We start from the raw sequence: 24,127 nt of genomic DNA, 5'->3' as shown, positions 1-24,127 counted from the left end.
GTAGTGCAATGAGTTTTCTGATTTCCACGGCCCAGGCCCAGGAAGCTGCCGCGCCGGCCGCCAACGCTGCACCGGGAGGTGAATACATTCAGTTCATCTTCCTGATCGGCTTCGTGGTGATCTTCTATTTCCTGATCTGGCGTCCCCAGGCCAAGCGCACCAAGGATCACAAGAACCTGATCGGCGGCTTGCAGAAGGGTGACGAAGTGGTGACCACCGGTGGTATCGCCGGCCGCATCAACAAGGTCACCGACGAGTTCGTGGTGCTGGAAGTGTCCGACAACGTCGAACTGAAATTCCAGAAGGGCGCCATCGCCGCGACCCTGCCGAAAGGCACCCTGAAGGCGCTCTGAGCCTTCCTCAATCTAGCTAACACCGGGGCGCGCAAGGCGCCCCGCCTTTATCTCGGGCGGTGTCATGCTCAACAAATATCCCCTCTGGAAGTACCTGCTGATCCTGGCCGTACTGGTCGTGGGCGCCATCTATTCGGTTCCTAATCTGTACCCCGACGATCCGGCCCTGCAGATCAGCGCTTCCAGCACCGAACGCGCGGTGACCCCCGCCGAGGTCCAGCGTGTAGACGCGGCCCTGGCGCAGGCGAAGCTCGCCGTGAAGTCCAGTGATCTCAACGCCAATGGCAGCCGGGTGCTGATCCGCCTGACCCGCGCCGACGATCAACTGCCGGCCCAGGAAGTGGTCCGGCGTACCCTCGGCGACGACTTCGTGGTCGCCCTGAACCTGGCTCCTACCACGCCGCAGTGGCTGCGCAAGCTGGGCGCCAGCCCCATGAAGCTAGGCCTGGACCTGTCCGGCGGTGTGCACTTCCTGCTGGCGGTTGACATGGACAAGGCCGTGGATGCGCGCCTGAAGGTCTATGACAACGAGGTCAAGACCCTGCTGCGCCGCGAGAAGGTGCGCTATCGCAGCATGCCCGACCAGAACGGTGCCCTGCAGCTCGGCTTCACCGACGCCGCCGACCTGCAGCAGGCGCAGAGCCTGATCCGCAAGAACTACAGCGATTTCGAGCTGACCACCGATACCCGGGGCGACCTGCAGGTGCTGCGTCTGCAGCTGACCGAGGCCAAGCTGCGCGAGATCCGCAACTATGCCGTTACCCAGAACCTGACCACGGTGCGCAACCGGGTCAACGAACTGGGCGTGGCCGAGCCGCTGGTGCAGCGTCAGGGCGCCGACCGTATCGTGGTCGAGCTGCCGGGCGTGCAGGACACCGCCGAAGCCAAGCGCATCCTCGGCAAGACCGCCAACCTGGAATTCCGCCTGGCCGCCAGCGCGGACACCCCGCGCGCTTCCACCGAGAGCTTCGAATTCCGCGAGCCCGGTCGCCCGGCGGTGCCGCTGGAGCGTAACGTCATCATCACCGGTGACCAGGTCACCGACGCCTCGGCCAGCTTCGACGAAAACGGCCGGCCCCAGGTCAACATCCGCCTGGACGGCCATGGCGGCGACCTGATCAACCGCGCTACCCGCAGCAACGTCGGCCGCAGCATGGCCGTGGTGTTCATCGAGCAGCGTCCGGTTACCCGCTACACCACCCAGACCGTGGATGGCGTGCAGAAGGAAGTGGCGGTGCCCGGCTTCGAGGAAGAGCGGCGCATCATCAGCCTGGCGACCATTCAGTCGGCCCTGGGCAACAGCTTCCGCATCACCGGCCTGAACGGCTCGGGCGAGGCCTCGGAACTGGCGCTGCTGCTGCGCGCCGGTGGCCTGGCCGCACCCATGTACTTCGCCGAGGAACGCACCCTCGGCCCGAGCCTGGGCGCCGACAACATCGAGAAGGGCATCGATGCCTCGCTGTGGGGCATGGCCTTCGTCTCGCTGTTCCTGATCGCCATCTACCGCTTCTTCGGGCTGCTGGCGACCATCGCCCTGGGCTTCAACATGGTGCTGCTGATGGCGCTGATGTCCATCCTGCATGCCACCCTGACCCTGCCGGGTATCGCCGGTATCGTCCTGACCATGGGCCAGGCGGTGGACGCCAACGTACTGATCTTCTCGCGGATCCGCGAAGAGATCGCCAACGGCATGCCGATCCAGCGCGCCATCCATGAGGGCTTCAGTCGCGCCTTCACGGCGATCCTGGACTCCAACCTGACGACCCTGCTGGTGGGCGCCATCCTGTTCGCCATGGGCACCGGGCCGGTCAAGGGCTTCGCCGTGACCATGTCGCTGGGTATCTTCACCTCCCTGTTCACCGCCATCTTCGTGACCCGTGCCATGGTCAACCTGATTTATGGCGGCCGGAACGTCAAGAAGCTGTGGATTTGAGGACGCGGCGATGAAAAAGACCATCAACTTCATGGGCGTACGCAATATCGCGTTCGCCATCACCGCGCTCCTGACCGTTCTGGCGTTGTTAAGCTGGTTCTACAAGGGGCTTAACTTCGGCCTGGATTTCACCGGCGGTACCCTGATCGAGCTGCGCTACGAGCAGCCCGCCGACCTCGGCAAGATTCGTCAGGAATTGCAGGGCGCCGGCTTCGGCGAAGCCGTGGTGCAGAGTTTCGGCGCCACCACCGATGTGCTGGTACGGATGCCGGGTGACGATCCCCAACTGGGCCAGCAGGTGACCGGCGCACTGCAGAAGGCGAGCACCGAGCGCTTTTCCCTGACCCGCACCGAGTTCGTCGGTCCGCAGGTAGGCGCGGAGCTGCGTGACCAGGGCGGCCTGGGCATGCTGCTGGCCCTGGGCGGGGTGCTGCTCTACGTGGCCTTCCGCTTCCAGTGGAAGTTCGCCGTGGGCGCCATCGTTTCGCTGGTGCACGACGTGGTGGTGACCCTGGGTCTGTTGTCGTTCTTCCAGATCACCTTCGACCTGACGGTGCTGGCGGCGGTCCTGGCCATCATCGGCTACTCGCTCAACGACACCATCGTGGTGTTCGACCGGGTGCGGGAAAACTTCCGGGTGTTGCGCAAGGCCAGTCTGATCGAGAACATCAACGTCTCGACCACCCAGACCCTGCTGCGCACCCTGGCGACCTCGATCTCGACCCTGCTGGCCGTGGCGGCGCTGCTGGTCTTTGGCGGCGACAACCTGTTCGGCTTCTCCCTGGCGCTGTTCATCGGCGTGCTGGCCGGTACCTACTCGTCGATCTATATCGCCAACGTGGTGCTGATCTGGCTGGATCTGAAGAGCGAGGACCTGATCCCGCCGCAGGCCAAGGAACTCGACGAGCGTCCCTGATGTCCCAGGCATGGCAAAGGGCCAGGTGCCCGCTATGACAGAGTAGTCAGGAGGTTGTAGTGAACAAGTCGATGCTCGTAGGTACGGTTCTGGGAGCCATCGTCGCCACCGCAGGTGGCGCCGTGGCGTACAGTTTCGTCGACCGCGGGCCTCAGTACGCCGAGGTCGTCGCCGTCCAGCCGGTCAAGGAAACGGTCAAGACTCCGCGCGAGGTCTGCAAGGAGGTCGCGGTGAGTCACCGTCGGCCGGTTCAGGACCAACACCAGATCGCCGGAACCGCCGTAGGCGCGGTCGTCGGCGGTCTGCTGGGCAACCAGGTCGGCAACGGCAGCGGCAAGACCCTGGCGACCATCGCCGGTGCCGTCGGCGGTGGTTACGCCGGCAACAAGGGTCAGGAATACATGCAGAACCGCGACACCTACACCACCAGCCAGACCCGCTGCAGCACGGTCAACGACAGCAAGGACCAGGTGGTCGGCTACGACGTCAAGTACCTGCTGGATGGCAAGATCGGCCAGGTCCGCATGGACCACGAGCCGGGCAAGCAACTGGAAGTGAAGAACGGCCAGGTGCTGGCCAGCCAGTGATCCGCGCTAGCGGCTGAAGCCTCAGGGCTTCAGCCAACAAAAAACCCGCTACCAGGCAACTGGTAGCGGGTTTTTTGTTGGCTCTTGCGCGGTGATCCGAGAGCTCTGTCGCTCCGGCCTGGGCGCGGGGCGCCCGGGCCGGAGCCATCACTCAGACGGCGGGGCGGGGGGTTTCTGCTTTGGGCCGAAGCCACCGCCGGGCGGAGATCCACGCCGGCGCCTCGAACAGACCGTTGATGCCGCGGGCTTCCAGCAGCTTGGCGATGGCCACCGGCACCAGGATGCCGAAGGCGCAACCGGCGACGATATGCAGCAGGCCGTCGTTGATGTGCAGACCCTTGCTCAGGATGATGCGGGCGCCGCTACCGCTCAGCACGTGCATCACATAGATCGGCATGGACAGCGCGCCCAGGGTGAGGACCCACTGCAGCGGCCGCTGTGCCAGCACCATGCAGGTGGCGCTGACGAAGACGATGCCGTTCAGCGCCAGCACCAGGGTGGCCAGGCCGCGATCGGTGTAGACCAGACCCAGCAGCCCGTGGAACCAGTATTCGAGCACCACGAACAGCAGACCCGAACCCAGCATCACGCGGCCGGCCTGCTCCTCGATGGCCTGCTTGAAGTTGTTGAACCAGACACCGAAGGCGAAGAACACGAAGTTCTGCGCGGTGAAGGTGAAGAAGAAGTCTTCCGGACCGGCGTTCTGGAACAGATAGACCAGGGCGCCAAAGGCGAACACGGCGAAGAAGGCCAGCGGCTTGGCCCAGCGATAGGCGAGCATGGCCAGGCAGAACACCAGGAACAGCGCATAGAGGAACCAGAACTGCTGGCGTGGTTCCCAGACCGTCAGGACTTCGCTGAAGCTGACGCCGCCATTGGTGTAGCGCGACATCAGCGCCTCCACCGACCCCTGCAGCAGCGACCAGACCAGGAAGGGATAGACGATGGTGTCGATCTTGTTCACCAGCAGGCCGCCGGTGCCGCGCTTGACGAAGGAGTTGTAGAAGAACAGGCCGGACAGGAAGAAGAACAGCGGCATGTGGAAGCTGTAGATGACGCTGTCCACCAGGCCGTGGAATTCGGCGTCCTGCAGGATGCCGGCGTTGAGCAGGCCGCGGACGACATGGCCATAGACGACCAGCACGATGCCTATGGCTTTGGCATAGTCGACCCAGAGATTGCGAGTGTTCATTGAATGATCCTTTTCAACAGAGAACCTGTGCAGCTGAGGCCAAAGCACTGGGGCAAACGAGAGCGACGACGCTACGGCGCCAGGACACGCGTTGCGACAGGTTCGGTCATGGTAGGACTCCCGAAGGAACGACGTCCGTAAGTAGCCGGTTACAGGAAGGGGCTCCTTGCCCGCGTTCTGACCATGGCTATCTGCCATTGTTCATGGCTTGTTTCCGGCCATACGTGACCGGGACGACACTTTGGCCGCCCGAGGGGCAATTGTCCGACGAGCTGTAACCGGATGTTTAGAGGGAGTCTTTGACGAACTGCAGCTGTTTCTCCTTGAGCAGCGGCTCGTAGCGCGGCGAAGTATAGATCAGCAGGACCTGCTTCTTGCGCGCCGCCTGGGCGCTGAACTTGTAGACAACGGTGTCGTGATCGAAGGCCAGATAGGCCTGGGCGTTGTCGTCCTGGGTGAGGCGCTCGAAGGCGGCGGCCGACGACTGGGAAGAGGGTTTGCCGTACTTCTGGGTAAGGCCTTCGGCGATCAGGAAGGACTGGGCCAGGGGCGTGACGATGGACAGGCGCAGGAAGCGGCCATCGATGAAGAAGGCGCCGGCCTCGACCTTTTCGCCGGCGAAGGTCAGGTCAGCGCATTCGAAATACTCGACGCCGACCACATCGATCTTGCGCGGCTGGAAGGTGCAGAGCTTTTTCGCCAGAAAGGCTTTCTGGTCGGTGCCGAAGGCGATGCCGGCGTAGCCGTCCACGGCCCTGGCCGGCGCGGGGACAAGCACCAGCAGCGCCAACAGGGGCGCAAGAAGAGGCGACAGGTAAGACCTGACGGTCATGGTGATCCGGATTCCCTTCACGAAGGCCCGCAGGCCCACTCAACCCGACGGATGCTAAGAGCTCCGCCGGGGCTTTGCCACCGCTGTCGACGACTTTTGTCGAGAGGTTCAGGGTTGGCGTCAGGCGATGCCGGGCGGAATCTGGTCCTTGCCGTAATCCTTGAGCTTTTCAAGATTTTCCGGCTTCTGGTGCTCGGGGACGTCGTCGCCATCGGCGGGGGTGTCCAGGGGTTCCTGATCGCGGGTGTCTTCGCTCATGGCAACGCTCTCGGCAGGGGATGTCCGACTTTGAGGGGAGCGCCGCCCCGGCGGTTCCGCAGGATCAGCCGCCGCCGTCGTTGCTGAGCCAGCCTTCGCGGCGGGCGAGGCGCCAGGCGAGCAGCGCGGAGATCAGCCCACGCAGCGCCATGAAGGCGAGAAAGGCCAGCCACAGGCCGTGATTGCCGAGGCCGCGCAGCACGCCGCCGAGCGGCAGCGCCAGCAGCAGGGCCAGCAGCATCGAGTTGCGCATCTCCCGGGCACGGGTGGCACCGATGAAGAGGCCGTCCAGCAGGTAGCTGACCATGGCGATCAGCGGCAGCACGGCCAGATAGGGTAGGTAGGCGTGGGCCGCCTGACGCACCTCGGCGATGTTGCTCTGCAGGGCGACGAAGAGATCGCCGCCGAGGGCGAAAGCCACGGCGAAGCCGAGGCTGGCCAGCAGCGACCAGCCGCCGGCGATCACCAGCACCCGGCGCAGGGTGGCGCCCTCGCGGGCGCCCAGGGCATGGCCGGCCAGGGCCTCCACCGCATGGGCGAGGCCGTCGAGGGCGAAGGCGGTGACCAGCAGGCCATTGAGCAGCAGGGCGTTGACCGCCACCGTGGTCTCGCCCAACTGGGCGCCCTGGGCGGCGAACAGCAGGAACACCGCCTGCAGCGCCAGGGAGCGGATGAAGATGTCGCGATTGACCGCCAGCAGCGGCCGCCAGCTGGCGAGGCGACGCAGTGCCGGACGGTCGATCCGGCCGGGCCACAGCCGCAGACGGCGCAGCACCAGCCAGAGGCCGAGCAGCATGCCGCTCCATTCCGCCAGGACCGAAGCCAGGGCGATGCCCTGTACCCCGGCGCCGAGGCCGAGCACGAAGCCGGTCACCAGCAGCAGATTCAGGGCATTGGTGGTGAGCAGCAGCACCAGCGGCGTGCGCGCATCCTGGGTGCCGAGCAGCCAGCCGATCACCGCGTAGCTGAGCAGCGCCGCGGGCAGGCCGAGCAGGCGCAGGTGCAGGAAGCGCGCGGCCAGGTCGGCGAAGGCGGGATCCAGACCGAGCCAGGCCAGCAGCGGCTCCAGCGCCAGGCTGGCGGCCAGCAGCAGGAGCAGCGACAGGCCCACTCCCAGCAGCCCGGCCTGCAGGAGGATCTGGCGCAGGGCGGCGCCATCGCGGCGCCCGCTGGCCTGGGCGGCGAAACCGGTGGTGCCCATGCGCAGGAAGCCGAGGATGCCGAGCAGGGCGGTGTAGAAGGTGCCGCCCATGGCCACCGCGGCGAGCTGGCGGGCTTCCGGCAGATGGCCGGCGATGGCGCTGTCGACCAGGGTCACCAGCGGCACGCTGAGATTGGAGAGGATCATCGGCGCGGCCAGGGCCCAGACGCGACGGTGCAGCAGGGGATGACGCCAGTCGGCAAGCAGGGTGGACATGGGCTAATCGCAGCGGCGGCGGAGGGCGCATTGTAGGCCAGCCGGACCGGGTGGTCCTCCGCCGCGGTGCCTGCGGGTGTCAGTCCAGCTGGCCGCCGCCTTCGCGCAGGTCCGCCTGGGTGGTCGCTGCGCAGGTGAGCGCCAGGCGCAAGCCGGCGACCAGGATCTCCAGGGCCATGGACGGCGCCCCGGGCTGGTGTGTGGCCTGGGCCGGCAGATAGGGGATATGGATGAAGCCGCCGCGTACCCCGGTGCCCTGCAGGCGATGCTGCAGGCCGTAGAAGACGTGGTTGCAGACGAAGGTGCCGGCGGTCTGGGACACCGCCGCGGGGATGCCGGCGTCGCGCAGGACCCGGGTCATGGCCTTGATCGGCAGGGTGCTGAAGTAGGCTGCGGGACCGCCGGCCACCACCGGCTCGTCGATCGGCTGGCGTCCGGCATTGTCGGGGATGCGGGCGTCGTCGACGTTGATGGCGATGCGTTCCAGCGACAGTTCGGCCCGCCCGCCGGCCTGGCCGACCGCCACCACCAGGGTTGGGCGATGGCGGTCGAGCAGCTCGTCCAGGACCCAGAGCGCGGCGCCGAATGCGGTCGGCAGCTGCGCCGCCACTACGGTCAGGTCGCCGAGGCGTTCGCCGTCCAGTCGGCGCACGGCCTCCCAGGAGGGATTGAGGGCCTCGCCGCCGAAGGGAGCGAAGCCGGTGAGCAACAGGGTCATGGGATACCTCACATCAGCAGATAGAGCAGCACCACGTTGCAGGCCAGCACCGCCAGGGCGGTGGGGACCTGGGCCTTGATCACGGCGTTCTTGTCATCCAGTTCCAGCAGGGCCGCCGGGACGATGTTGAAGTTGGCCGCCATGGGCGTCATCAGGGTGCCGCAGTAACCGGAGAACATGCCGATGGCGGCCATCACCGCCGGATCGGCGTGGTAGACGCCCACCAGCACCGGCACGCCGATGCCGCCGGTCATCACCGGGAAGGCGGCGAAGCCGTTGCCCATGATGACGGTGAAGGCGGCCATGCCCACCACATAGACCACCACGGCCACCAGGCGCAGGTCGAGGGCCACGTAGGCGGTGGCCAGGTGCGCCACCGCCTTGCCGACGCCGGCGTCGGTGAAGACCAGGCCGAGCATGGCCAGGGCCTGGGGCAGCACCAGCGACCAGCCCAGGGCATCGGTCAGGCGGCGCGACTCGCGCATCGCCTGGATCGGGGTGTCACGGGTCAGCCAGCAGGCCAGCGCCAGGGCCACCAGGGCGCCCAGGCCGAGGGAGACGAAGGTGACGTTCTTGGGATCGAGCAGCGGCAGCCCGGCGATCTGCACGTCCTTGAGCAGCACGCTGCCGATCACCGTCACCACCGGAATGGCCAGCGCCGGAATGAACAGGCGGTTGCCCAGGCGCCCGGCGCTGGCGCGGGTCTCGCGTTCGGGGCGCGTCACGTGATGACCGCTGCCCACTGCGCCACAGCCGGCCAGCACCGCCATCAGCAGCACCCCGGCGCCCACCCAGGCCGGCGGCAGGCGATCGCCGACCAGGAAGACCAGGCTGAACAGGCCCCAGAACAGGCCGCTGGTCCAGCGCTTGGGGTGGTGACGATCGGCCAGGGTCATGACCGCGGTCAGCGCCAGGATGGCGCCGGCCAGCCAGAACAGATACTGGATCGACAGGATCATGGCTGCACCTCCTTGCGCGCGGTCAGCTCGCGATAGAGCTGGCGATCGAAGCGGTGCAGGCGCAGAGCGTGGATGAAGAAGGCGCAGAGCGCCGTGGGAATGCCCCAGAGGGCGATGTGCAGGGGTTCGACATCGAGTCCGGCGCCGAGCAGGAAGGTGTGCATCAGGGCGATGGCGCCAAAGGCGACGAAGATGTCCTCGCCAAAGAACAGCCCGACGTTGTCGGTGGCGGCGCAAAAGGCCAGCAGCCGCTGGCGCAGGGCCTCGGGCAGGCGGCCGTGGATCTTTTCGGCGGTGCCTTCGGCCATGGGCGCCAGCAGCGGCCGCACCATCTGCGGATGGCCGCCGAGGCTGGTCAGCCCCAGGGCCGCGGTGGTCTCGCGAACGAAGAGGTAGAAGATCAGCAGGCGGCCGACGGTAGCGTTGCGAAAGCGCGCGATCCAGTTCTGCGCATGCAGGCGCAGGCCGTGGCGTTCGAGCAGGCCGATCACCGCCAGCGGCAGCAGGATGATCAGCGGCAGGGCGCGCGCCTTGATGAAGCCGGTGCCGATGGCGGCGAGCAGCGCCTCGGGGCTGAACTGGGCGGCGATCCCGGTGGCCACGGCGGCCAGGGCGACCACCAGCAGCGGATTGAATCTCAGCAGGAAGCCGACCACGATGACCAGCACGCCCAGCAGCGGCCAGAGGTTGACGGTGGTTTGCATAGGTGGATGTCTCCAGCGGGTCCACCGCGCTCCGGGCAGACGGTGCGGCGGACGGTAGGAAGCCGCGGACGGCTTCGGCTGATCCAGGCAGTGCCCCTGGCACGGCTCGTTATTGTTGTCAGGCGTCCTTTGGCGTGACGCCGGCTGGCATCTTTCGCCGCCGGTGGAGGTGGCGTCCAGCAAATAAAACTGTTCGCCGCCGATAGGGAAAAGCGGGGCAGACAAGGCCGCTGGTGGGGGTAAAGTGGCGGGACAGCCTTGTCGAGGTCCCCATGAATCTGCGCTTTCTCGATACCTTCGTCTGGGTCGCCCGGCTGGGCAGTTTCCGCCTGACGGCGGAAAAGCTGTCCACCACCCAGGCCGCCATCTCCAGTCGCATCGCCGTGCTGGAGAGCGAACTGGGCGTGCAGCTGTTCCTGCGCGATTCCCGCGGTGTGAGTCTGACCGCCGAGGGTCATCGGGTACTGGGTTACGCCGAGCGGATGCTGGCCACCCAGCGCGAGCTGCACGAGGCCCTGGGTCATGGCCAGACCCTGGAAGGTCGCCTGCGCATCGGCGTGATGGATACGGTGATCCACAGCTGGCTGGATCAGCTGATCGCCGCGGTCACCCAGAGCTATCCGGCCATCGAGCTGGAGCTGACCGCGGACACGGCGCTGAATCTGGCCGAGCAACTGGCGCGGGGGCAGCTCGACCTGATCTTCCAGACCGATCTGCTGCGCGCCGAGGGCATCCGCAATCTGCACCTGGCCAGCTACCCGGTGCGCTGGCTGGTGGCCAGCGACAGCCATCTGGCGCGACCCTACGCCAATCTGGCCGAACTGGCTGGCGAGCGACTGATCACCTTTTCCCGCCATTCGCGACCGCACCAGGACATCCTCGGCCTCTTGCAGCGCGAGGGCATCGCCGAGCCGCGAGTCTGCTGCATCAACTCGGTGGCGGCCATCATCAAGCTGATGGGCGAGGGCTTCGGCATCGGCGCCCTGCCGCCGGCCCTGGTGGTCGAGGAATTGGCCCGCGGCAGTCTGGTGCCCTTGCCGCTGGCCGGACCGCCGCCCTTCGATGTCCAGGCCAGCTGGCATGGCGGCGCCGGCCTGGCGCTGAGCGAGGCGGTGGTGGCGCTGAGCCAGACGGTGGTAGCCGACTGGTGTACGCGCCTGGGGCCGGAGCGCGCCTTGCCGGTGCTGGTCTAGCCCAGGTTTCGCAACAGCTTCTTATCACCAGCGCCCGGAATCTTTTGTTGGACAGCGGCGCCCCGGCTTTCCGACACTCGAGCTACTTCCTCAGAGGATCCTGTCATGCCCGCTCGCCTGCTGCTCAATTGCGATTCCGGTGAAAGCTACGGTGCCTGGTCCATGGGCGACGACGCCCATGCCATCCCTCTGGTCGACCAGGCCAACCTGGCCTGCGGCTTCCACGCCGCCGACCCCCTGACCATGCAGCGCGCCGTGACCCTGGCGGTGGCCAATGACGTGCAGATCGGCGCCCATCCGGCCTATCCCGATCTGGTGGGTTTCGGTCGGCGGCCCATGGCCTGCACCCCGGCCGAGGTGGAAGCCATGATCCTCTACCAGATCGGCGCCCTGGACGCCTTCTGCCGCGCCGCGGGCGTGCGCGTCGAGTACGTGAAGCCCCATGGCGCCCTCTACAACGCCCTGGTCAAGGACGATGCCCTGCTCACCGCCGCGCTGTCCGCCTGCGCCCGCTATCGCCAGGGATTGCCGCTGATGGTGCTGGCCAAGGCCGACAATGACCGCGAACGCCGATTGGCCGAAGCCGCCGGAGTACCGCTGCTGCTGGAAGCCTTCGCCGATCGCGCCTATCTGGCCGACGGCTCCCTGGCGCCGCGTGGCCAGGCCGGCGCCGTCCACCACGATCCCGAACGCATCCTCGCCCAGGCCGTCGCCATCGCCCGGGGCGAAGACTTTCCGGGCTTCGATGGCCAGCCCATGCGGCTGCAGGCCGACAGCCTCTGCGTGCATGGCGACAATGCCGAATCCCTGGCGGTGCTGCGCCGGCTGCGCGCCGCACTGGATGCCCTATGATCGTCGGCAAACCCTTCGGCGTGGCGGCGCTGCTGCTCGAACTGGCCGAGCACCCCGACGCCGAGCTGCCCCCGCGCATCGCCCGCCTGGGCGAACGGATTCGCCAGCGCTTCGGTCCGGCGGTGACCGATCTGGTGGCGGGCTGGACCAGCCTGCTGGTGCACTACGATCCCCTGCGCGTGACCCTGACCGAACTGCAGGCCGGACTCCAACCCCTGCTGGCCGACTGGCCGGGCGCCGCGCAGGCCGGCGAGGGCGGGCGTCTGCACCAGGTGCCGACGCTCTATGCCGGTCCCGACCTGGCCGAGGTGGCCGAGCGCTGCGGCCTGAGCGCGGCCGAGGTCATTGGCCTCCACAGTGGTCGCGACTATCAGGTGGGCGCCATCGGCTTCATGCCGGGCTTCGCCTTTCTCGGCGAGCTGGACGAGCGCCTGGCGCTGCCCCGGCGCAGCACGCCGCGCACCAGCGTGCCCGCCGGCAGTCTGGCCATCGCCGAGCGCCAGACCGCCGTCTATCCCCAGGCCTCGCCGGGCGGCTGGAATCTCATCGGCCGCTGCCTGTGGACGGTCTTCGACGCCCAGGCCGAACCGCCGTGCCTGCTGGCGCCCGGGGATCGGGTGCGCTTCGTCCCGGTGGACGAAGCCGCCTTTCGCGCCCAGGGAGGTCAGCCATGAGCGGTCTCAAGGTCATCAAGTCCGGTCCCCTGACCCTGTTGCAGGATCTGGGGCGCCAGGGCTGGCAGCACCTGGGCGTGGCCCCCTCGGGACCCATGGACGGCCATGCCGCGCGCTGGGCCAATCGCCTGGTGGGCAATCCGATGACAGCGCCGCTGCTGGAGATCGCCCTGGGCGGTGCCGAATTCGAAAGCGAGACCGACACCTGGCTGGCGCTGACCGGTGCGCCGCTGGACGCCCGGCTGGATGGTGAGCCGCTGCCGGCCTGGTCGTGTTTTCCGGTGCAGGCTGGCGCGCGCTTGCGCCTGGGCTTCGCCCAGGCCGGGCAGCGCGCCTACCTGGCCGCCGCCGGTGGCGGTTTCCAGGCGCCGGCGACCCTGGGCAGCGTGGCCAGCAATCGCCGCGAAGGCCTGGGCGGGCTGGAGGGCAGGGGCGCGCCGCTCGCGGCCGGTCAGCGGCTGACCTGTACGGCGGTGAGCGCGCTGCATAGCCATGGCTGCGGTCCGGCTGCGCGCTTCGTGCCGGACTATCGTGAGGTGCCGACGCTGAGGGTGATCCTTGGCGGCGACGCCGAGGCCTTCGGACCGGCGCAGCAGCAGACGCTCTTCACGCGGCCCTGGCGGATCAGTCCGCAGTCCGATCGCATGGGCATCCGCCTGGCTGGCGACGTACCCCTGGCGCCGCCCCGCCGCCAGTGGTCGCTGGGGGTGGTGACCGGTGCCATCCAGGTACCGCCCGACGGCCAGCCCATCGTGCTCATGGCCGATCGCCAGACCATGGGCGGCTATCCGCTGCTGGGCTTCATCCATCCACTGGACCTGGCGCGCCTGGCCCAGTGCCCGGCCCATCACGAGGTGCGCTTCGCCCCGGTGGAACTGGCCGTGGCCCAGGCCGAGTGGCGGCGTTTCCTGGCCTTCTTCGGGGGTTGAACACGCAGTCGGTCACGGCCGAGGAATCTTGTCCGCTTCGATGAGTCGCACGCTCAGGGGCGACGCCGACTTCCCTTTCTCGGCGTCTGGCTTGAAACTTGCCTCACACGTCCCCCTGTGACGACCGACAAGAAGGAGCTGGAACCGGCGATGAAAACTCCCAAACGCATCGAGCCGTTGATCGAGGACGGCTTGGTCGATGAGGTGATACGGCCCCTGATGAGTGGCAAGGAGGCGGCGGTCTACGTGGTGCGCTGCGGCAGCCAGGTGCGCTGCGCCAAGGTCTACAAGGAGGCCGACAAACGCAGCTTCCGCCAGGCCGCCGAGTACCAGGAGGGGCGCAAGGTGCGTGGCAGTCGGGAAAACCGCGCCATGGCCAAGGGCTCCAAGTTCGGTCGGCGCGAGCGCGAGGACAACTGGCAGAACGCCGAGGTGACGGCGCTCTATCGCCTGGCCGACGCCGGGGTACGGGTACCCAAGCCCCACGACTTCCTCGACGGTGTGCTGCTGATGGACCTGGTCACCGACGGCAATGGCGAGGCCGCGCCGCGACTCAATGACGTGACCCTCACCGCCGAGGAAGCGCTGCGCTATCACGAGCTGATGATCGGCCAGATCGTGCGCATGCTCTGCGCCGGGCTGGTCCACGGCGACCTTTCCGAATTCAACGTGCTGCTGGCCGAGGACGGCCCGGTGATCATCGACCTGCCTCAGGCGGTGGACGCGGCCGGCAACAACCACGCCTTCCGCCTGCTGGCGCGGGACGTGGAGAACATGGCGCTCTACTTTGGCCGCTTCGCGCCTGAGTTGCGCACCACCCGCTATGCACCGGAGATGTGGGCGCTGTTCGAGAAGGGCGAATTGTTCGCCAATACCCGCCTGACCGGCGAGTTCGCCGAGCGCGAAGACCAGGCCGATGTCCATGCGGTGATGCGCGAGATCGAGGCGGCGCGGCGTGACGAGGAGCGACGGCAGGCGGCGCGCCGTGAACAGGACGAACCTAGCGTGCGCGAGGAGCCGCCACCGCCCTGGCTAAGCTGATCGTGAAGCAGAACGATTAGCGCTGCGATGAGACGAACGGCCCCAGTGGTCGGGCGATGAACGGCGTCCTCTGGGCGCCAGCGCGCTAAACTGGGCACTGAACAGCACAGGACTCTTTTCATGCAAGGCCATCCGGACGTCATCAACTACCTCAACCAGCTGCTGCGCGGCGAGCTGGCGGCACGCGACCAGTACTTCATCCATTCGCGGATGTACGAGGACTGGGGCCTAATGCGCCTGTACGAGCGGATCGGCCACGAGATGGAAGAGGAAACCCAGCACGCCGATGCCCTGCTGCGCCGCATCCTGTTCCTCGAAGGCACGCCGGACATGCGTCCCAATGCCATCACCGTTGGCCAGACCGTGCCGGAGATGCTGCGCGCCGACCTGGCGCTGGAATACGAGGTACGGGAAGCCCTGGCCCAGGGCGTGGCCCTCTGTAACCAGCACAAGGATTTCGTCACCCGCGAGATCCTGGTGGTCCAGCTGGAAGACACCGAGGAAGATCATGCTTACTGGCTGGAGCAGCAGCTGGGCCTGATCGACAAGATCGGCCTGCAGAACTATCTGCAATCGCAGATGAAGGGCGGCACCACGCCCCATGGCGCCGGCCTCTAGCATCGGCTGAGCGGCGCCGCCAGGCGTCGCTCAGGACGGGCGGGCGTCGCCCTCCGGCGCTCGCGGCAGATAGAGCGAGATGCAGGTCCCCACGCCAGGCGTGGTATCGACCTGGATCTGGCCACCCGACTGGTGCACGAAGCCATGCACCATGGACAGGCCCAATCCGGTGCCTTGACCCGGCGGCTTGGTGGTGAAGAAGGGATCGAAGATCCGTTCCAGGATCTCCGGCGCGATGCCGCTACCGGTGTCGCTTACCTTGACCCGCACATAGTCTCCGGCAGGCAGATCCTCCGGTCGCTCAGGCGCGTCCTCGGGCAGATTGGCCGTGGACAACCGCAGCTGCCCGCCCTGGGGCATGGCATCGCGGGCATTGATCGCCAGGTTGAGCAGGGCGCTTTCCAGTTGCACCGCATCGATCACCGTGGACCACAGCGGCTCCGCCGGCTCGGCCTGGACGTCGATCGCCGGGCCGACGCTGCGGCGGATCAATTCCTCCATGGCCAGCATCAGCTCGTTGACGTCGGTGGGTTTGGGTTCCAAGGTCTGCCGCCGGGAAAAGGCCAGCAGCCGCTGGGTCAGGGAGGCGGCGCGTGCGGCATAGGCCTGGGCGCCACCGAGCAGCCGGTCGAGCTGGTCGGTACGCTGCTGCTGCAGACGGCGCTCGATCAGTTCCAGGCTGCCGATGATGCCGGCCAGCAGGTTGTTGAAGTCATGGGCGATGCCGCCGGTCAACTGGCCGATGGCTTCCATCTTCTGCGCCTGATGCAGCGCCTGCTGCGCCTGGGTCAGTTCGGCGGTGCGCTCGATGACGCGCTGTTCGAGGGTCTCGTTGGCGGTACGCACCGCCTGGAACAACTGGGCCTGCTCGATGGCGATGGCGGCCCGGGCGGCCAGGGCCGCCATCAGTCGTTCGTGGCGAAGGCTGAAACGCCCTGGTTCGGGATGGCCGAAGAAGAGTCCGCCGAGCGCCGTCCCATCACGGGCCACCACGGCGACGGCCAGATAGCTGCGTACCTGGAGGTGTCCGAGCAGCAGGCCGCGGTGCGCTGCGGAACGACCCTGACGCGGATCGGCAGCCACATCGTCGGCACGTACCACCCCCGGGGTCAGCAGGGTCTGGGCGAACAGGGCCGTGGCGCTGGGCTCGCCGAGGCGCTCGAAATCGGCGCGTTCGACGCCGGAGAGGGTGAAGAGACGCAGGGAGCCGCCGTCCTCGGCGGCCTGGTGGTTGAAGTAGGCCCCGAAGCGGGCCCCGGTCAGCTCCACCCCGGCATCGGTCACGGTCTGCACCAGATGCGCCAGATTCAGTTGGCTGGCCAGCTCCGCATCGATGCGCTTGAGGGCTTCCAGGGTGCGGGTCTCCTCGCGCAACTCGGCTTCGGCCTGCTTGCGGTCGCTGATGTCGACCAGGAATTCGAAGGCACTGCCATCGGGCAGGCGCTTGGCGGCCACCAGGGCCCAGCCAGTCGAGCCATCGCGGCGCCGATAGCTGCGCTCCTCGGGCGGCACCTGAGCGTCGGCGCGTGGCAGTCTCGGTGCCGGCCAGGCGATGTGCCCGGCGGCCAGGTCCGCGCGGTCATGGCCGCTCATGCGCAGGAAGGCGTCGTTGGCATCGATCAGCCGGCCCTCGGCGTCGAAACAGAGGGCGCCCACCGTCTCGATTTCCAGGGCGGTGCGAAAGCGTCGTTCACTGGCTTCCAGGGCAGCCCGGGCCAGATGGGCTTCGGTGACGTCCTGCCCCTGGCAGAAGATGCCGATCACCTGACCGGTTTCGTCGGTCAGGGGTTCATAGATGAAATCCAGATACAGGGTGCGGACCGGTTCGCCCACGGTCTCCAGGCGCAGGGGCTGGTGTTCGGCGACGAAGCGGCGACCGCTGCGATAGACCTGTTCGAGCCACTCGAGGTAGCCCTGACTCTGCAATTCGGGAAAGACTTCGCGCACCGTGAGGCCCTCACGGGGCCGGCCATCGAACAGGCGGCTGTAGGCGACATTGACGAAGTCGAAGACGTGGTCCGGCCCGCGCACGATGGCGACGAAGCCGGGCGCCTGCTCGAACATCCGCCGCTGGCGCGCGGCCTCGGCGGCGCGTCGGCGCTCGTCGAGGATGCGCTGGGTGGTCTCGTGGCCCTGGTTGAAGATCCCGGCGATCTCGCCGCCTTCACCGCGAATCGGCGTGAAGCTGTAGTTCCAGTAGGTCTCGCTGGCCACGCCCTGGCGCACCATCGGCAGCAACTGGTCGAAGACCGAAAAGCCCTGGCCGCTGCTCAGGACCTGCTCGAACTGCGGTCCAACCACCGGCCAGATGTCCTGCCAGACCTCCTGGGCGGGACGTCCGAAGGCCCAGGGGTGGCGTTCCGCGGGAATCGGTGCCCAGGCATCGTTGTAGAGCAGCAGCAGGTCGGAGCCCCAGTAGATGGCGGTGGGAAAGCTGGAATTCAGGCAGATGCTCAGTGCCGAGCGCAGCGATTGCGGCCACTGCGACGGCGGGCCCAGGGGCGAATCCGACCAGTCGTGGGTGCGCAAGCGGGCACCCATCTCGCCGCCGCCGGCGAGAAAGTTCAGTTCGTTCCAGTCGGCAATCTGCGCTGCCATCTATCGAGCCTCCCCCGGCCACCTCTGCAATTCCAGGCGTTCAGACCACAAGAGAGGCGAAACTGCAGGAACCTGAGCGGATTTTTTGGCTAGCGGCGGCCTTACAGCCGGGGCGCATAGCGCTCGATGGCCTCTGGCAGGGCCCAGCCGGCGGCGAAGGCCAGTACCAGCACCACCAGTGGCAGCAGTACCCACCAGGTCCGCGTCGGAATCGGCTCCAGGCGATTGCCGCCGGTCTTCTGCAGCAGCGCCAGGCTCAGGCCGCAGAAGCCCCCGGCGAGCAGGGCACCAGCGAGGACGTCGGTGGGCCAGTGCACGCCCAGGTAGACGCGGCTGAGGGCGATGAGTACCGCTGGCAGGGCGGCGATCACCAGCCAGGCGAGGCGCCCGCGCGGACCGTAGCGGCGCCCGACGAGGATGCCCAGGGTCAGGAAGAAGGCGAAGGAGGCCGAGCTGTGGCCGCTGGGCAGGCTGTAGGTGGTCAGCGGCTCGGCGAGCACGTCGGGGCGGGCACGGGCCAGCAGGTTCTTCAACTGGCCGTTGGCCAGGGCGGTCCCCAGGGTGGTGCCCAGGGCGAACAGCAGCGGGCGCCACTGGCGGTAGGCGGCCAGCACCAGGATCAGCACGGCGGCCAGGATCAGCTGGGTGCGGAAATCGCCCATGCGGGTGATGACCACGGCGACCAGGTTAAGCCAGCCTTCGCGATGCTCCTGAACCAGCGCCATCAGGCCTTCGTCGAAGGCGCGCAGGTGGTGCCAGCCGAACAGCAGCGCCAGCAGCCCGGCCAGGCAGAGGGCGCCGCTGATCAGCGTGGTGCCGGCGCGCTCGCGCCAGGCGCCATGGGCCACCACCGTCAGCAGCACCGCGGCGCCACCGAAGACGATGCCGGCCTGTTGCCAGAAGCCCTCCGGCAGCGGCAGGCGGAAGGCCGCGCCGGTCACCCAGCCCGGGCCGAGATAGGCGATGGACCAGCCGGCGGCGGCCACCAGGCTGACGCTGACGAATTTGACCAGGGGCATGTCGAGCATGCCGGCGATCAGCGGCAGCAGCGGGCGCAGCGGACCGATGAAACGACCCACCAGCAGACTGGCTACGCCGTATCTGTGGATGAAGCCCTCGGCCGAGCCGATCCATTCCGGATGGGTGCGCAGTCCGGGCAGGCGGCGGATGCCTTCATGGAAGCGCCGACCGATGAAATAGGACACCGCGTCGCCGAGGATGCCGCCGAGAAAGCCCAGCAGCAGGGTATCGAAGAGGTTGAGCGCGCCATTGCCGGCGGCGATGGCCACGGCGAACAGGATCACCGTGCCGGGTACCACCAGCCCGGCCAGGGCCAGGCACTCGAGAAAGGAGATGATGAAGATGGCCACGCCCAGCCACTGGTGGTGCTGGTTGATCCACTGGGTCAGGCCGTCTAGCAGTTCCGTCATCGAAAGGCTTCCTGGGGGCTGGGGGTTGCGTCCTCAGACCCATGGGGAAAGCCTTGGTTGCCTCAAGGACGCGGATCGAGACGCAACGCCTCGGGGCCGGGGGATTGTAAATCGCGCTCGGGAATTTCCCAGACCAATAACTGTGGCGGGGTTTGTCGGAAGGCGGGACTGGCGAAGTAGTCGCGCCCCGCGCCGGCGAAATGCCCGCCATCCTTGGCGAAGCGCCCGACGCTGGCGCCCAGGGCCTGCTCCAGGAACGGCAGGAAATTGGAATTGCGCGAGAAGGAGGTGCCGATCACCGCGACGTTGGGCAGGTCGCCATCGCCGAACAGGTCATCGCTGGCGCCGGCCCCGGCGCGGCTGTCGACCTGGCTCAGGCGCAGCACCTCGGGAGCGGGTTGCAGCCCCGGCGGCAGCCAGTCCAGGCCGGCCAGGCGCACCAGGTCACCGGGTCGCGGTGCCGGCGCCAGCAGCGTGCGAGCGAATGCCCGTGCCGGGCTGGCCTGGAAGGGCAGCGCCTGGATGCGCAGCGCCAGGGCGCGGGCCGCGGCCTCGGCACCGGCCTCGTTCCAATGGGTATCGGTGCGCAGGAAGGCGGCGCTGCCCAGGGGCGTGAGCGCCGGGGTCAGGTCGAGCACCGGCACGCGCGCGGCACTCAGCATCCGCGACCAGTCGGCGACCCGACCGGCGAAGGCGGCGGGGCGGCGCAGTCCGCACAGCTGGTCGGCGGCGATGCGGCTCTTGTCCGGCACCACGGCGACCAACAGCTGGATGTGCCGGGCGGCCAGTTGCCGGCGCAGTTCGATCACCGTCTGGGCGCGGGCCCGGGCATTGGCGGCGGCGTGGCGCGGGACCTCGAGTTCTTCGGCGAGAAACAGCCAGCCAGGGCAGCCCTGGCGCACCCGCGGTCCGCTGTCGCCCAGCAGCAGCCAGCTGGCGCCGCGTTCCAGGCGGGCGGCCGCTTCCGGCAGCTGCGCCTTGGCCAGCTCCTTGGCGATGTGGTGGGTAAGTTCGCCTTCGAGCAGGGCATGGCGATCCACCTGTTCCGGCCAGAGCGAGAGGCGATCGGTCAGCAGCGCCCAGGCGCAGGACAGCAGGCCGATCGCCAGGAACAGGGCGAAGACCACGCCGGCGAGCGGGGCCAGTTGTACGCTGCTGGCGCTGGGCGGCTGGGGTGCGGGTGAGGGCGGCAGGGCGGGAGCGCTCATGACGGCGGCCTCAGAACTGGAAGTAGAGGAAGGGCACGGCTTCGCGGCTGGCGATCAGCGCGAAGCAGAGCAGGAAGCCGGCTACCGGCCAAAGCGCACCGACACCGCGCAGCAGGGCGCTACCGGGCAGACGCGCCTCCAGCCGCGTCTGCCACAGCGGGGCCAGGACGCAGGCCACACCCAGGGCGGCGGCCAGGCCGTGTACGGGTCTCAGGGTCACGGCCAGGGCATCGCCCAAGGCGAAGCCATGCAGACCGAACTGGCCGGCGTACATGGACAGCGCCGTGGCGAAATCCGGCGCGCGGAACAGCGTCCAGGCCAGGGCCACGAACAGCAGGGTCAGGCCATGGGCCAGGGGCCGCGGCAGCGGGCGGCCGCCGAGTTCGTCCCACAGGCGATCCAGGCACAGCGCCAGGCCGTGCAGCATGCCCCAGAGCAGGTAGTTCCAGCTGTCGCCGCCGTGCCAGAGACCGGCGATGGCCATGGTCAGGAAGAGGTTGCGATAGGTGCGCCAGCGCCCGCCGCGATTGCCGCCCAGGGAGATGTAGAGGTAGTCGCGCAGCCAGCTGGACAGCGACAGGTGCCAGCGCCGCCAGAAGTCCTGGATGCTGCGGGCGAGATAGGGCCGGTTGAAGTTTTCCGGGAAGTGGAAACCCAGCATCAGGCCCAGGCCGATGGCCATGGCGCTGTAGCCGGCGAAGTCGAAGAACAGTTGCAGCGAATAGGCCAGGCAACCGATCCAGGCGTCGGCGAAGGACGGCTGGTCAAGGTGGAAGGCCACGTCCACCAGCGGCGACAGGGTGTCGGCCACCAGCACCTTCATGCACATGCCGATCATGAAACGGCGCGCGCCGAGGGCGAAATTCTCGCGATTGAACCAGCGCTGGTTGAGTTCGCGGCGCACCCAGTCGTAGCGGATGATCGGCCCGGCGATGGAATGGCCGAACATGGAGATGTAGGTGGCGTAGTTGACGAAGCTGCGCTCCACCGGGACCACGTGACGATGGACATCCACCAGATAGGAGATGGCCTGCAGCACGATGAAGGACAGCCCGGCCGGCAAGGCCACCTTCTGCCAGTCCAGCGGCAGGGCGCCGGCGGTCACCAGCACCTGGCTCCAGGTGGCGGCGACGATGTTGGCGTACTTGTACCAGCAGAGCACCGCCAGATTGATCACGATCAGCCCGGCGAGCAGCCGCAGCCTTGCTCGCGAGCCTTCGCGCGCGCCATCCACCAGCAACCCGCCGATCCAGGCCAGCAAGGCCAGGGCCATGTGCAGCAGCAGGAACAGCGGACTCAGCCAGCCATAGAACAGCCAGCTGCCCACCAGCAGCACCCCGTTGCGCCCGCCAGGCCGCGCCAGGGCATAGACCAGCAGGAACAGCGGCAGGAAGAGGGTGAGGAATTCCAGCGAGGCGAAGACCATCGAGCGGCTGTCCTTAGTGGGCGATAGCGTCCTGGGTGGCGAGCAGCCGCGGACCGCTGGCGCCCGGCAGCAGCAGCACGCTGTAGCGCTCGCCGGCCTTGAGTTCCCCCAGGTCCAGCGCCGCGCCGGTGGCCTGGCCGGCGCAGGTCAGCTGCACCTTGAGCGCCACGGCGTTGAGGCTGCGCCGCTGCAGAGTGCCGTCGGCGACGTTCTGGAAGATCTCGGCATTGCGCCCGGCCGCCTGCAGACCCGGGGTCGCGCATTGCGGATCCAGGCTGTAGAAGGCCAGCGAGGCCTTGAGGGCGTTGAAGTCGTCGGGTTGCTCGCGCACCAGGCGCTGCACCAGCGGCGTGCCGGGCAGGACCACCAGGGTGGCGAATTCACCGGCGGCCACGGTCAGCTCAAGCGGCGCCTTGGCCGCGCCCTGGACCAGTTCCCCCTGGATGGCCTTGGTCGCCGGCACGGTCAGGTAGTCCGACACCGGCTTGCCGGCCTCCAGCTGCAGCCGCGCGGCGGAGCCGGAGGCCTGCAGCGCCAGGGGCTGGCTGCCGGCGTTGACGAACCTCAGGAAGGCCGAGTCTTCGCTGGGGCCGGTGGGGTAGAGGGACACCTCGGCCTGGGCGATCCCGCTCACCAGCAGGCCGAGCAGCAGCAGGGCCTTCACTGGGCGGCTCCCTTGAGCTTGTCGGCGGGCAGTTTGTCCAGGGCGTCGACGATGGCCGAACTCCAAGACTTGTAGCCCGGACCGGTCAGGTGCTGGCCGTCGATGGTGGCCCACTGGCCGGGCTTGGCGAAGCTCAGCGAGTCGATGTAGCTGCAGGGCGCGACGTTGCTGGCGAGGAAGCCGGACATCAGCTTGACCCGCTCGAAGGTCTTGCCGTACTTGCCGCCCTCGGTGCCCCAGGTCGGGCCGACCCAGGCGCAATGGGTCTTGGTGGCGGCGATGGCCTTGGTCAGGCTGGTGGTCTGCTGCCAGACCCAAGTCTTGGGAAAACTCGGATTGGTGTAGCTGGCCATGGTGTCGCCCATGACGATCAGCACCAGGTCGGGCTTGTCGGTGGCGATGAGTTCACTGATCGGCTGGGTGGCGGCCTTGCCGCCAAGCACCACGGCCTTGTCGCCGTTGCGCCGCTCGGCGCCGCCGCAGGTGCCGGGGGTGACCTTGAGCCAGTCGCCGGCGTTGGTGCCGCAGATACCCAGGGTGTGCACCTTGGCGCCCTGTTGCACCAGGCTGTCCTGCAGGGTGCCGATCAGGTAGTCGGGCGTGGCCAGGTGGCTGTCGCCGATCATGAGAATGGTAAGGCCGGTGAGGAGGCTGGCTGCCATGGGAGCTCCGTGAATCAGTTGTCGTAGGGGGAACGATAGGGGCTGACCGGCAGGGCGAGTGCACGGTCCTGGGGTTCCAGCGCATAGCGCAGATAGACGCCGCCATTGAGCTGTTGGAAATCGCGACCGTTGTCGACGCCGAGGTTGCCGCCGATGAACAGCTGGCGCCCGAGCTGGTACTCGGTGGCGCCATGAAGGCTGTAGCCGAGGCTGGTCTTGTTCTGTCCGCCATAGACTGCCGGGGCACCGAGCGCCTGGCTCGCCGCGGCCTGCAGCCGGGCGTCGGTCGGGTAGAAGTCGGCGCCGTCCTGCACGATGCGCTGCACGCCCACCGCGCCGCGCAGCTGCCAGGTCCAGCGATCGGTGCGCTGCGACCAGGTCAGGGGCACGCCCAGGGCATAGAAGCGCTGCGGACTGAAGTAGCCGCCATGGCCGTAGGTGAAGAAGGCCTGGTTGTTGTCGTAGGCGATGCCGGTGAGGGACAGGCCCAGGGTCAGGCGGCTGTCTTCGCTGTTGATCAGATAGCGGTACAGCCCGGTGCCCAATTCGGTGCGGCTGTTGTCGGCGACATGGTTACCCAGCAGCCGGTACCAGGAAGCATAGGCATAGGCGCCGAACTGGCTGTCGTCATAACCGAGCTGGCCGCGCACGCCGTTGGCGGTCACGCCGCCCCATTGCTGACCGGTACGGGTGTCTTCGCTGCCGGCAAAGGAGGTCAGGCTGTCGATTACCGCGCGGCGCGAGGCCGAGAGGGTATAGCGGCTGTGGTCGGTCAGCGGCCGGTCCAGGCTTACCCCACCCACTGGCGTCGAATAGAGAAAGCCCAGGGGCGTGGTGCCGGCGTCGGCCTTGAGGCCGAGCTGGGGATCGCTGTAGGCCACCGCGAGGCCCACGCCGCTGTCGCTCTGGCTGCCCGGCGAGGCGTCCGGCGCGGCCTGGGTGGCGGCCGGACCGCCACCGAAG

The 24,127-nt window shown here is 67.8% G+C and carries 24 protein-coding genes; 10 read left to right on the top strand and 14 right to left on the bottom strand.

Features of this window, described 5'->3' with window-relative positions; translation table 11 throughout:
• The first annotated feature begins 8 nt into the window (after nucleotides 1-8).
• The 4 genes from yajC to QMX82_RS18590 all read left to right on the top strand — a co-directional run bounded on the left by yajC (nucleotide 9) and on the right by QMX82_RS18590 (nucleotide 3,789).
• A complete protein-coding gene (gene yajC, locus QMX82_RS18605; protein WP_007162951.1) occupies nucleotides 9-353 on the top strand; it encodes a preprotein translocase subunit YajC in 345 nt (114 codons plus the stop codon).
• A 64-nt stretch (nucleotides 354-417) separates the two neighbouring features.
• Complete coding sequence (gene secD, locus QMX82_RS18600; RefSeq protein ID WP_208694280.1) at nucleotides 418-2,286, top strand: protein translocase subunit SecD; 1,869 nt, start codon at nucleotides 418-420, stop codon at nucleotides 2,284-2,286.
• Between the two features lie 10 nt (nucleotides 2,287-2,296).
• Nucleotides 2,297-3,202 (top strand): protein translocase subunit SecF, encoded by a 906-nt coding sequence (gene secF / locus QMX82_RS18595; protein ID WP_282286315.1) that lies wholly within the window; start codon nucleotides 2,297-2,299, stop codon nucleotides 3,200-3,202.
• 59 nt (nucleotides 3,203-3,261) lie between these two features.
• Nucleotides 3,262-3,789, top strand: coding sequence for a glycine zipper 2TM domain-containing protein (locus QMX82_RS18590; protein ID WP_282286313.1), 528 nt, complete (start codon nucleotides 3,262-3,264; stop codon nucleotides 3,787-3,789).
• Between the two features lie 151 nt (nucleotides 3,790-3,940).
• Here QMX82_RS18590 and QMX82_RS18585 read toward each other — a convergent pair whose 3' ends face one another.
• The 7 genes from QMX82_RS18585 to QMX82_RS18555 all read right to left on the bottom strand — a co-directional run bounded on the left by QMX82_RS18585 (nucleotide 3,941) and on the right by QMX82_RS18555 (nucleotide 9,869).
• Nucleotides 3,941-4,981 carry an acyltransferase family protein gene (locus QMX82_RS18585; protein WP_133863140.1) on the bottom strand — a complete coding sequence of 347 codons (1,041 nt, stop codon included), beginning with the start codon at nucleotides 4,979-4,981 and terminating at the stop codon, nucleotides 3,941-3,943.
• A 286-nt stretch (nucleotides 4,982-5,267) separates the two neighbouring features.
• A complete protein-coding gene (locus tag QMX82_RS18580) occupies nucleotides 5,268-5,813 on the bottom strand; it encodes a hypothetical protein (protein ID WP_282286310.1) in 546 nt (181 codons plus the stop codon).
• Nucleotides 5,814-5,933: 120 nt separating this feature from the next.
• On the bottom strand, nucleotides 5,934-6,071 hold the full coding sequence (locus QMX82_RS18575) for a hypothetical protein (protein WP_007159685.1): 138 nt from the start codon (nucleotides 6,069-6,071) through the stop codon (nucleotides 5,934-5,936).
• A gap of 64 nt (nucleotides 6,072-6,135) precedes the next feature.
• Complete coding sequence (locus QMX82_RS18570) at nucleotides 6,136-7,488, bottom strand: MATE family efflux transporter (RefSeq protein ID WP_282286306.1); 1,353 nt, start codon at nucleotides 7,486-7,488, stop codon at nucleotides 6,136-6,138.
• A gap of 79 nt (nucleotides 7,489-7,567) precedes the next feature.
• Entirely contained in the window at nucleotides 7,568-8,206 is a 639-nt protein-coding gene (gene pcp, locus QMX82_RS18565) for a pyroglutamyl-peptidase I (protein ID WP_208694286.1), read from the bottom strand.
• Nucleotides 8,207-8,214: 8 nt separating this feature from the next.
• Nucleotides 8,215-9,165 (bottom strand): DUF979 domain-containing protein, encoded by a 951-nt coding sequence (locus tag QMX82_RS18560; protein WP_208694287.1) that lies wholly within the window; start codon nucleotides 9,163-9,165, stop codon nucleotides 8,215-8,217.
• Nucleotides 9,162-9,869: a DUF969 domain-containing protein gene (locus QMX82_RS18555; RefSeq protein ID WP_208694288.1), complete on the bottom strand. Its 708-nt coding sequence runs from the start codon at nucleotides 9,867-9,869 to the stop codon at nucleotides 9,162-9,164. Before QMX82_RS18555 ends, QMX82_RS18560 begins: the two co-directional genes overlap by 4 nt.
• Before the next feature lie 272 nt (nucleotides 9,870-10,141).
• Between QMX82_RS18555 and QMX82_RS18550 the strand changes: the two genes are divergently transcribed.
• From QMX82_RS18550 to bfr, 6 genes are all read left to right on the top strand, one after another.
• On the top strand, nucleotides 10,142-11,062 hold the full coding sequence (locus tag QMX82_RS18550; protein ID WP_208694289.1) for a LysR family transcriptional regulator: 921 nt from the start codon (nucleotides 10,142-10,144) through the stop codon (nucleotides 11,060-11,062).
• Nucleotides 11,063-11,167: 105 nt separating this feature from the next.
• Complete coding sequence (locus tag QMX82_RS18545; protein ID WP_282286300.1) at nucleotides 11,168-11,914, top strand: 5-oxoprolinase subunit PxpA; 747 nt, start codon at nucleotides 11,168-11,170, stop codon at nucleotides 11,912-11,914.
• Complete coding sequence (pxpB, locus tag QMX82_RS18540; protein WP_282286299.1) at nucleotides 11,911-12,588, top strand: 5-oxoprolinase subunit PxpB; 678 nt, start codon at nucleotides 11,911-11,913, stop codon at nucleotides 12,586-12,588. The genes QMX82_RS18545 and pxpB overlap by 4 nt, the downstream gene beginning before the upstream one ends.
• A complete protein-coding gene (locus QMX82_RS18535) occupies nucleotides 12,585-13,517 on the top strand; it encodes a biotin-dependent carboxyltransferase family protein (protein WP_282286298.1) in 933 nt (310 codons plus the stop codon). The genes pxpB and QMX82_RS18535 overlap by 4 nt, the downstream gene beginning before the upstream one ends.
• A 150-nt stretch (nucleotides 13,518-13,667) precedes the next feature.
• On the top strand, nucleotides 13,668-14,558 hold the full coding sequence (locus tag QMX82_RS18530; RefSeq protein ID WP_017642530.1) for a PA4780 family RIO1-like protein kinase: 891 nt from the start codon (nucleotides 13,668-13,670) through the stop codon (nucleotides 14,556-14,558).
• Between the two features lie 120 nt (nucleotides 14,559-14,678).
• Nucleotides 14,679-15,176, top strand: coding sequence for a bacterioferritin (bfr, locus tag QMX82_RS18525; RefSeq protein ID WP_007159675.1), 498 nt, complete (start codon nucleotides 14,679-14,681; stop codon nucleotides 15,174-15,176).
• Nucleotides 15,177-15,206: 30 nt separating this feature from the next.
• Here the strand turns inward: bfr and QMX82_RS18520 are convergent, their stop codons facing one another.
• The 7 genes from QMX82_RS18520 to QMX82_RS18490 all read right to left on the bottom strand — a co-directional run.
• Complete coding sequence (locus tag QMX82_RS18520; protein WP_282286286.1) at nucleotides 15,207-17,774, bottom strand: ATP-binding protein; 2,568 nt, start codon at nucleotides 17,772-17,774, stop codon at nucleotides 15,207-15,209.
• A gap of 101 nt (nucleotides 17,775-17,875) precedes the next feature.
• Nucleotides 17,876-19,204 (bottom strand): bifunctional DedA family/phosphatase PAP2 family protein, encoded by a 1,329-nt coding sequence (locus QMX82_RS18515; protein ID WP_282286284.1) that lies wholly within the window; start codon nucleotides 19,202-19,204, stop codon nucleotides 17,876-17,878.
• 62 nt (nucleotides 19,205-19,266) lie between these two features.
• Nucleotides 19,267-20,412: an alginate O-acetyltransferase AlgX-related protein gene (locus QMX82_RS18510; protein ID WP_282286282.1), complete on the bottom strand. Its 1,146-nt coding sequence runs from the start codon at nucleotides 20,410-20,412 to the stop codon at nucleotides 19,267-19,269.
• A 10-nt stretch (nucleotides 20,413-20,422) separates the two neighbouring features.
• A complete protein-coding gene (locus tag QMX82_RS18505) occupies nucleotides 20,423-21,838 on the bottom strand; it encodes an MBOAT family O-acyltransferase (protein WP_282286280.1) in 1,416 nt (471 codons plus the stop codon).
• 13 nt (nucleotides 21,839-21,851) lie between these two features.
• Nucleotides 21,852-22,502, bottom strand: a complete 651-nt coding sequence (locus QMX82_RS18500; RefSeq protein WP_282286279.1) for an alginate O-acetyltransferase AlgF — start codon at nucleotides 22,500-22,502, stop codon at nucleotides 21,852-21,854.
• Entirely contained in the window at nucleotides 22,499-23,164 is a 666-nt protein-coding gene (locus tag QMX82_RS18495) for an SGNH/GDSL hydrolase family protein (protein WP_282286278.1), read from the bottom strand. Before QMX82_RS18495 ends, QMX82_RS18500 begins: the two co-directional genes overlap by 4 nt.
• A 14-nt stretch (nucleotides 23,165-23,178) precedes the next feature.
• Nucleotides 23,179-24,127, bottom strand: a 949-nt coding sequence (locus QMX82_RS18490; RefSeq protein ID WP_282286277.1) for a cellulose synthase subunit BcsC-related outer membrane protein, incomplete at its 5' end; no start/stop codon positions are given.

It is taken from the genome of Pseudomonas sp. PS02302 (genome assembly GCF_029959585.1).
Lineage (GTDB): Bacteria > Pseudomonadota > Gammaproteobacteria > Pseudomonadales > Pseudomonadaceae > Chryseomonas > Chryseomonas aestiva.
The sequence above is the reverse complement of the archived record's forward strand: the minus strand, read 5'-3'. Positions and strand labels throughout refer to the sequence as shown.

Excerpts from the sequence above, each read along its gene's own strand:
- QMX82_RS18505 (WP_282286280.1), bottom strand. The coding sequence starts at position 21,838 with ATGGTCTTCGCCTCGCTGGAATTCCTCACCCTCTTCCTGCCGCTGTTC.
- QMX82_RS18495 (WP_282286278.1), bottom strand. The coding sequence starts at position 23,164 with ATGGCAGCCAGCCTCCTCACCGGCCTTACCATTCTCATGATCGGCGAC.
- secF (WP_282286315.1), top strand. The coding sequence starts at position 2,297 with ATGAAAAAGACCATCAACTTCATGGGCGTACGCAATATCGCGTTCGCC.
- QMX82_RS18530 (WP_017642530.1), top strand. The coding sequence starts at position 13,668 with ATGAAAACTCCCAAACGCATCGAGCCGTTGATCGAGGACGGCTTGGTC.
- QMX82_RS18550 (WP_208694289.1), top strand. The coding sequence starts at position 10,142 with ATGAATCTGCGCTTTCTCGATACCTTCGTCTGGGTCGCCCGGCTGGGC.
- secD (WP_208694280.1), top strand. The coding sequence starts at position 418 with ATGCTCAACAAATATCCCCTCTGGAAGTACCTGCTGATCCTGGCCGTA.
- QMX82_RS18560 (WP_208694287.1), bottom strand. The coding sequence starts at position 9,165 with ATGATCCTGTCGATCCAGTATCTGTTCTGGCTGGCCGGCGCCATCCTG.
- pxpB (WP_282286299.1), top strand. The coding sequence starts at position 11,911 with ATGATCGTCGGCAAACCCTTCGGCGTGGCGGCGCTGCTGCTCGAACTG.
- QMX82_RS18575 (WP_007159685.1), bottom strand. The coding sequence starts at position 6,071 with ATGAGCGAAGACACCCGCGATCAGGAACCCCTGGACACCCCCGCCGAT.
- QMX82_RS18545 (WP_282286300.1), top strand. The coding sequence starts at position 11,168 with ATGCCCGCTCGCCTGCTGCTCAATTGCGATTCCGGTGAAAGCTACGGT.
- QMX82_RS18555 (WP_208694288.1), bottom strand. The coding sequence starts at position 9,869 with ATGCAAACCACCGTCAACCTCTGGCCGCTGCTGGGCGTGCTGGTCATC.
- QMX82_RS18570 (WP_282286306.1), bottom strand. The coding sequence starts at position 7,488 with ATGTCCACCCTGCTTGCCGACTGGCGTCATCCCCTGCTGCACCGTCGC.
- QMX82_RS18520 (WP_282286286.1), bottom strand. The coding sequence starts at position 17,774 with ATGGCAGCGCAGATTGCCGACTGGAACGAACTGAACTTTCTCGCCGGC.
- bfr (WP_007159675.1), top strand. The coding sequence starts at position 14,679 with ATGCAAGGCCATCCGGACGTCATCAACTACCTCAACCAGCTGCTGCGC.
- QMX82_RS18580 (WP_282286310.1), bottom strand. The coding sequence starts at position 5,813 with ATGACCGTCAGGTCTTACCTGTCGCCTCTTCTTGCGCCCCTGTTGGCG.
- yajC (WP_007162951.1), top strand. The coding sequence starts at position 9 with ATGAGTTTTCTGATTTCCACGGCCCAGGCCCAGGAAGCTGCCGCGCCG.
- QMX82_RS18585 (WP_133863140.1), bottom strand. The coding sequence starts at position 4,981 with ATGAACACTCGCAATCTCTGGGTCGACTATGCCAAAGCCATAGGCATC.
- QMX82_RS18535 (WP_282286298.1), top strand. The coding sequence starts at position 12,585 with ATGAGCGGTCTCAAGGTCATCAAGTCCGGTCCCCTGACCCTGTTGCAG.
- pcp (WP_208694286.1), bottom strand. The coding sequence starts at position 8,206 with ATGACCCTGTTGCTCACCGGCTTCGCTCCCTTCGGCGGCGAGGCCCTC.
- QMX82_RS18515 (WP_282286284.1), bottom strand. The coding sequence starts at position 19,204 with ATGACGGAACTGCTAGACGGCCTGACCCAGTGGATCAACCAGCACCAC.
- QMX82_RS18510 (WP_282286282.1), bottom strand. The coding sequence starts at position 20,412 with ATGAGCGCTCCCGCCCTGCCGCCCTCACCCGCACCCCAGCCGCCCAGC.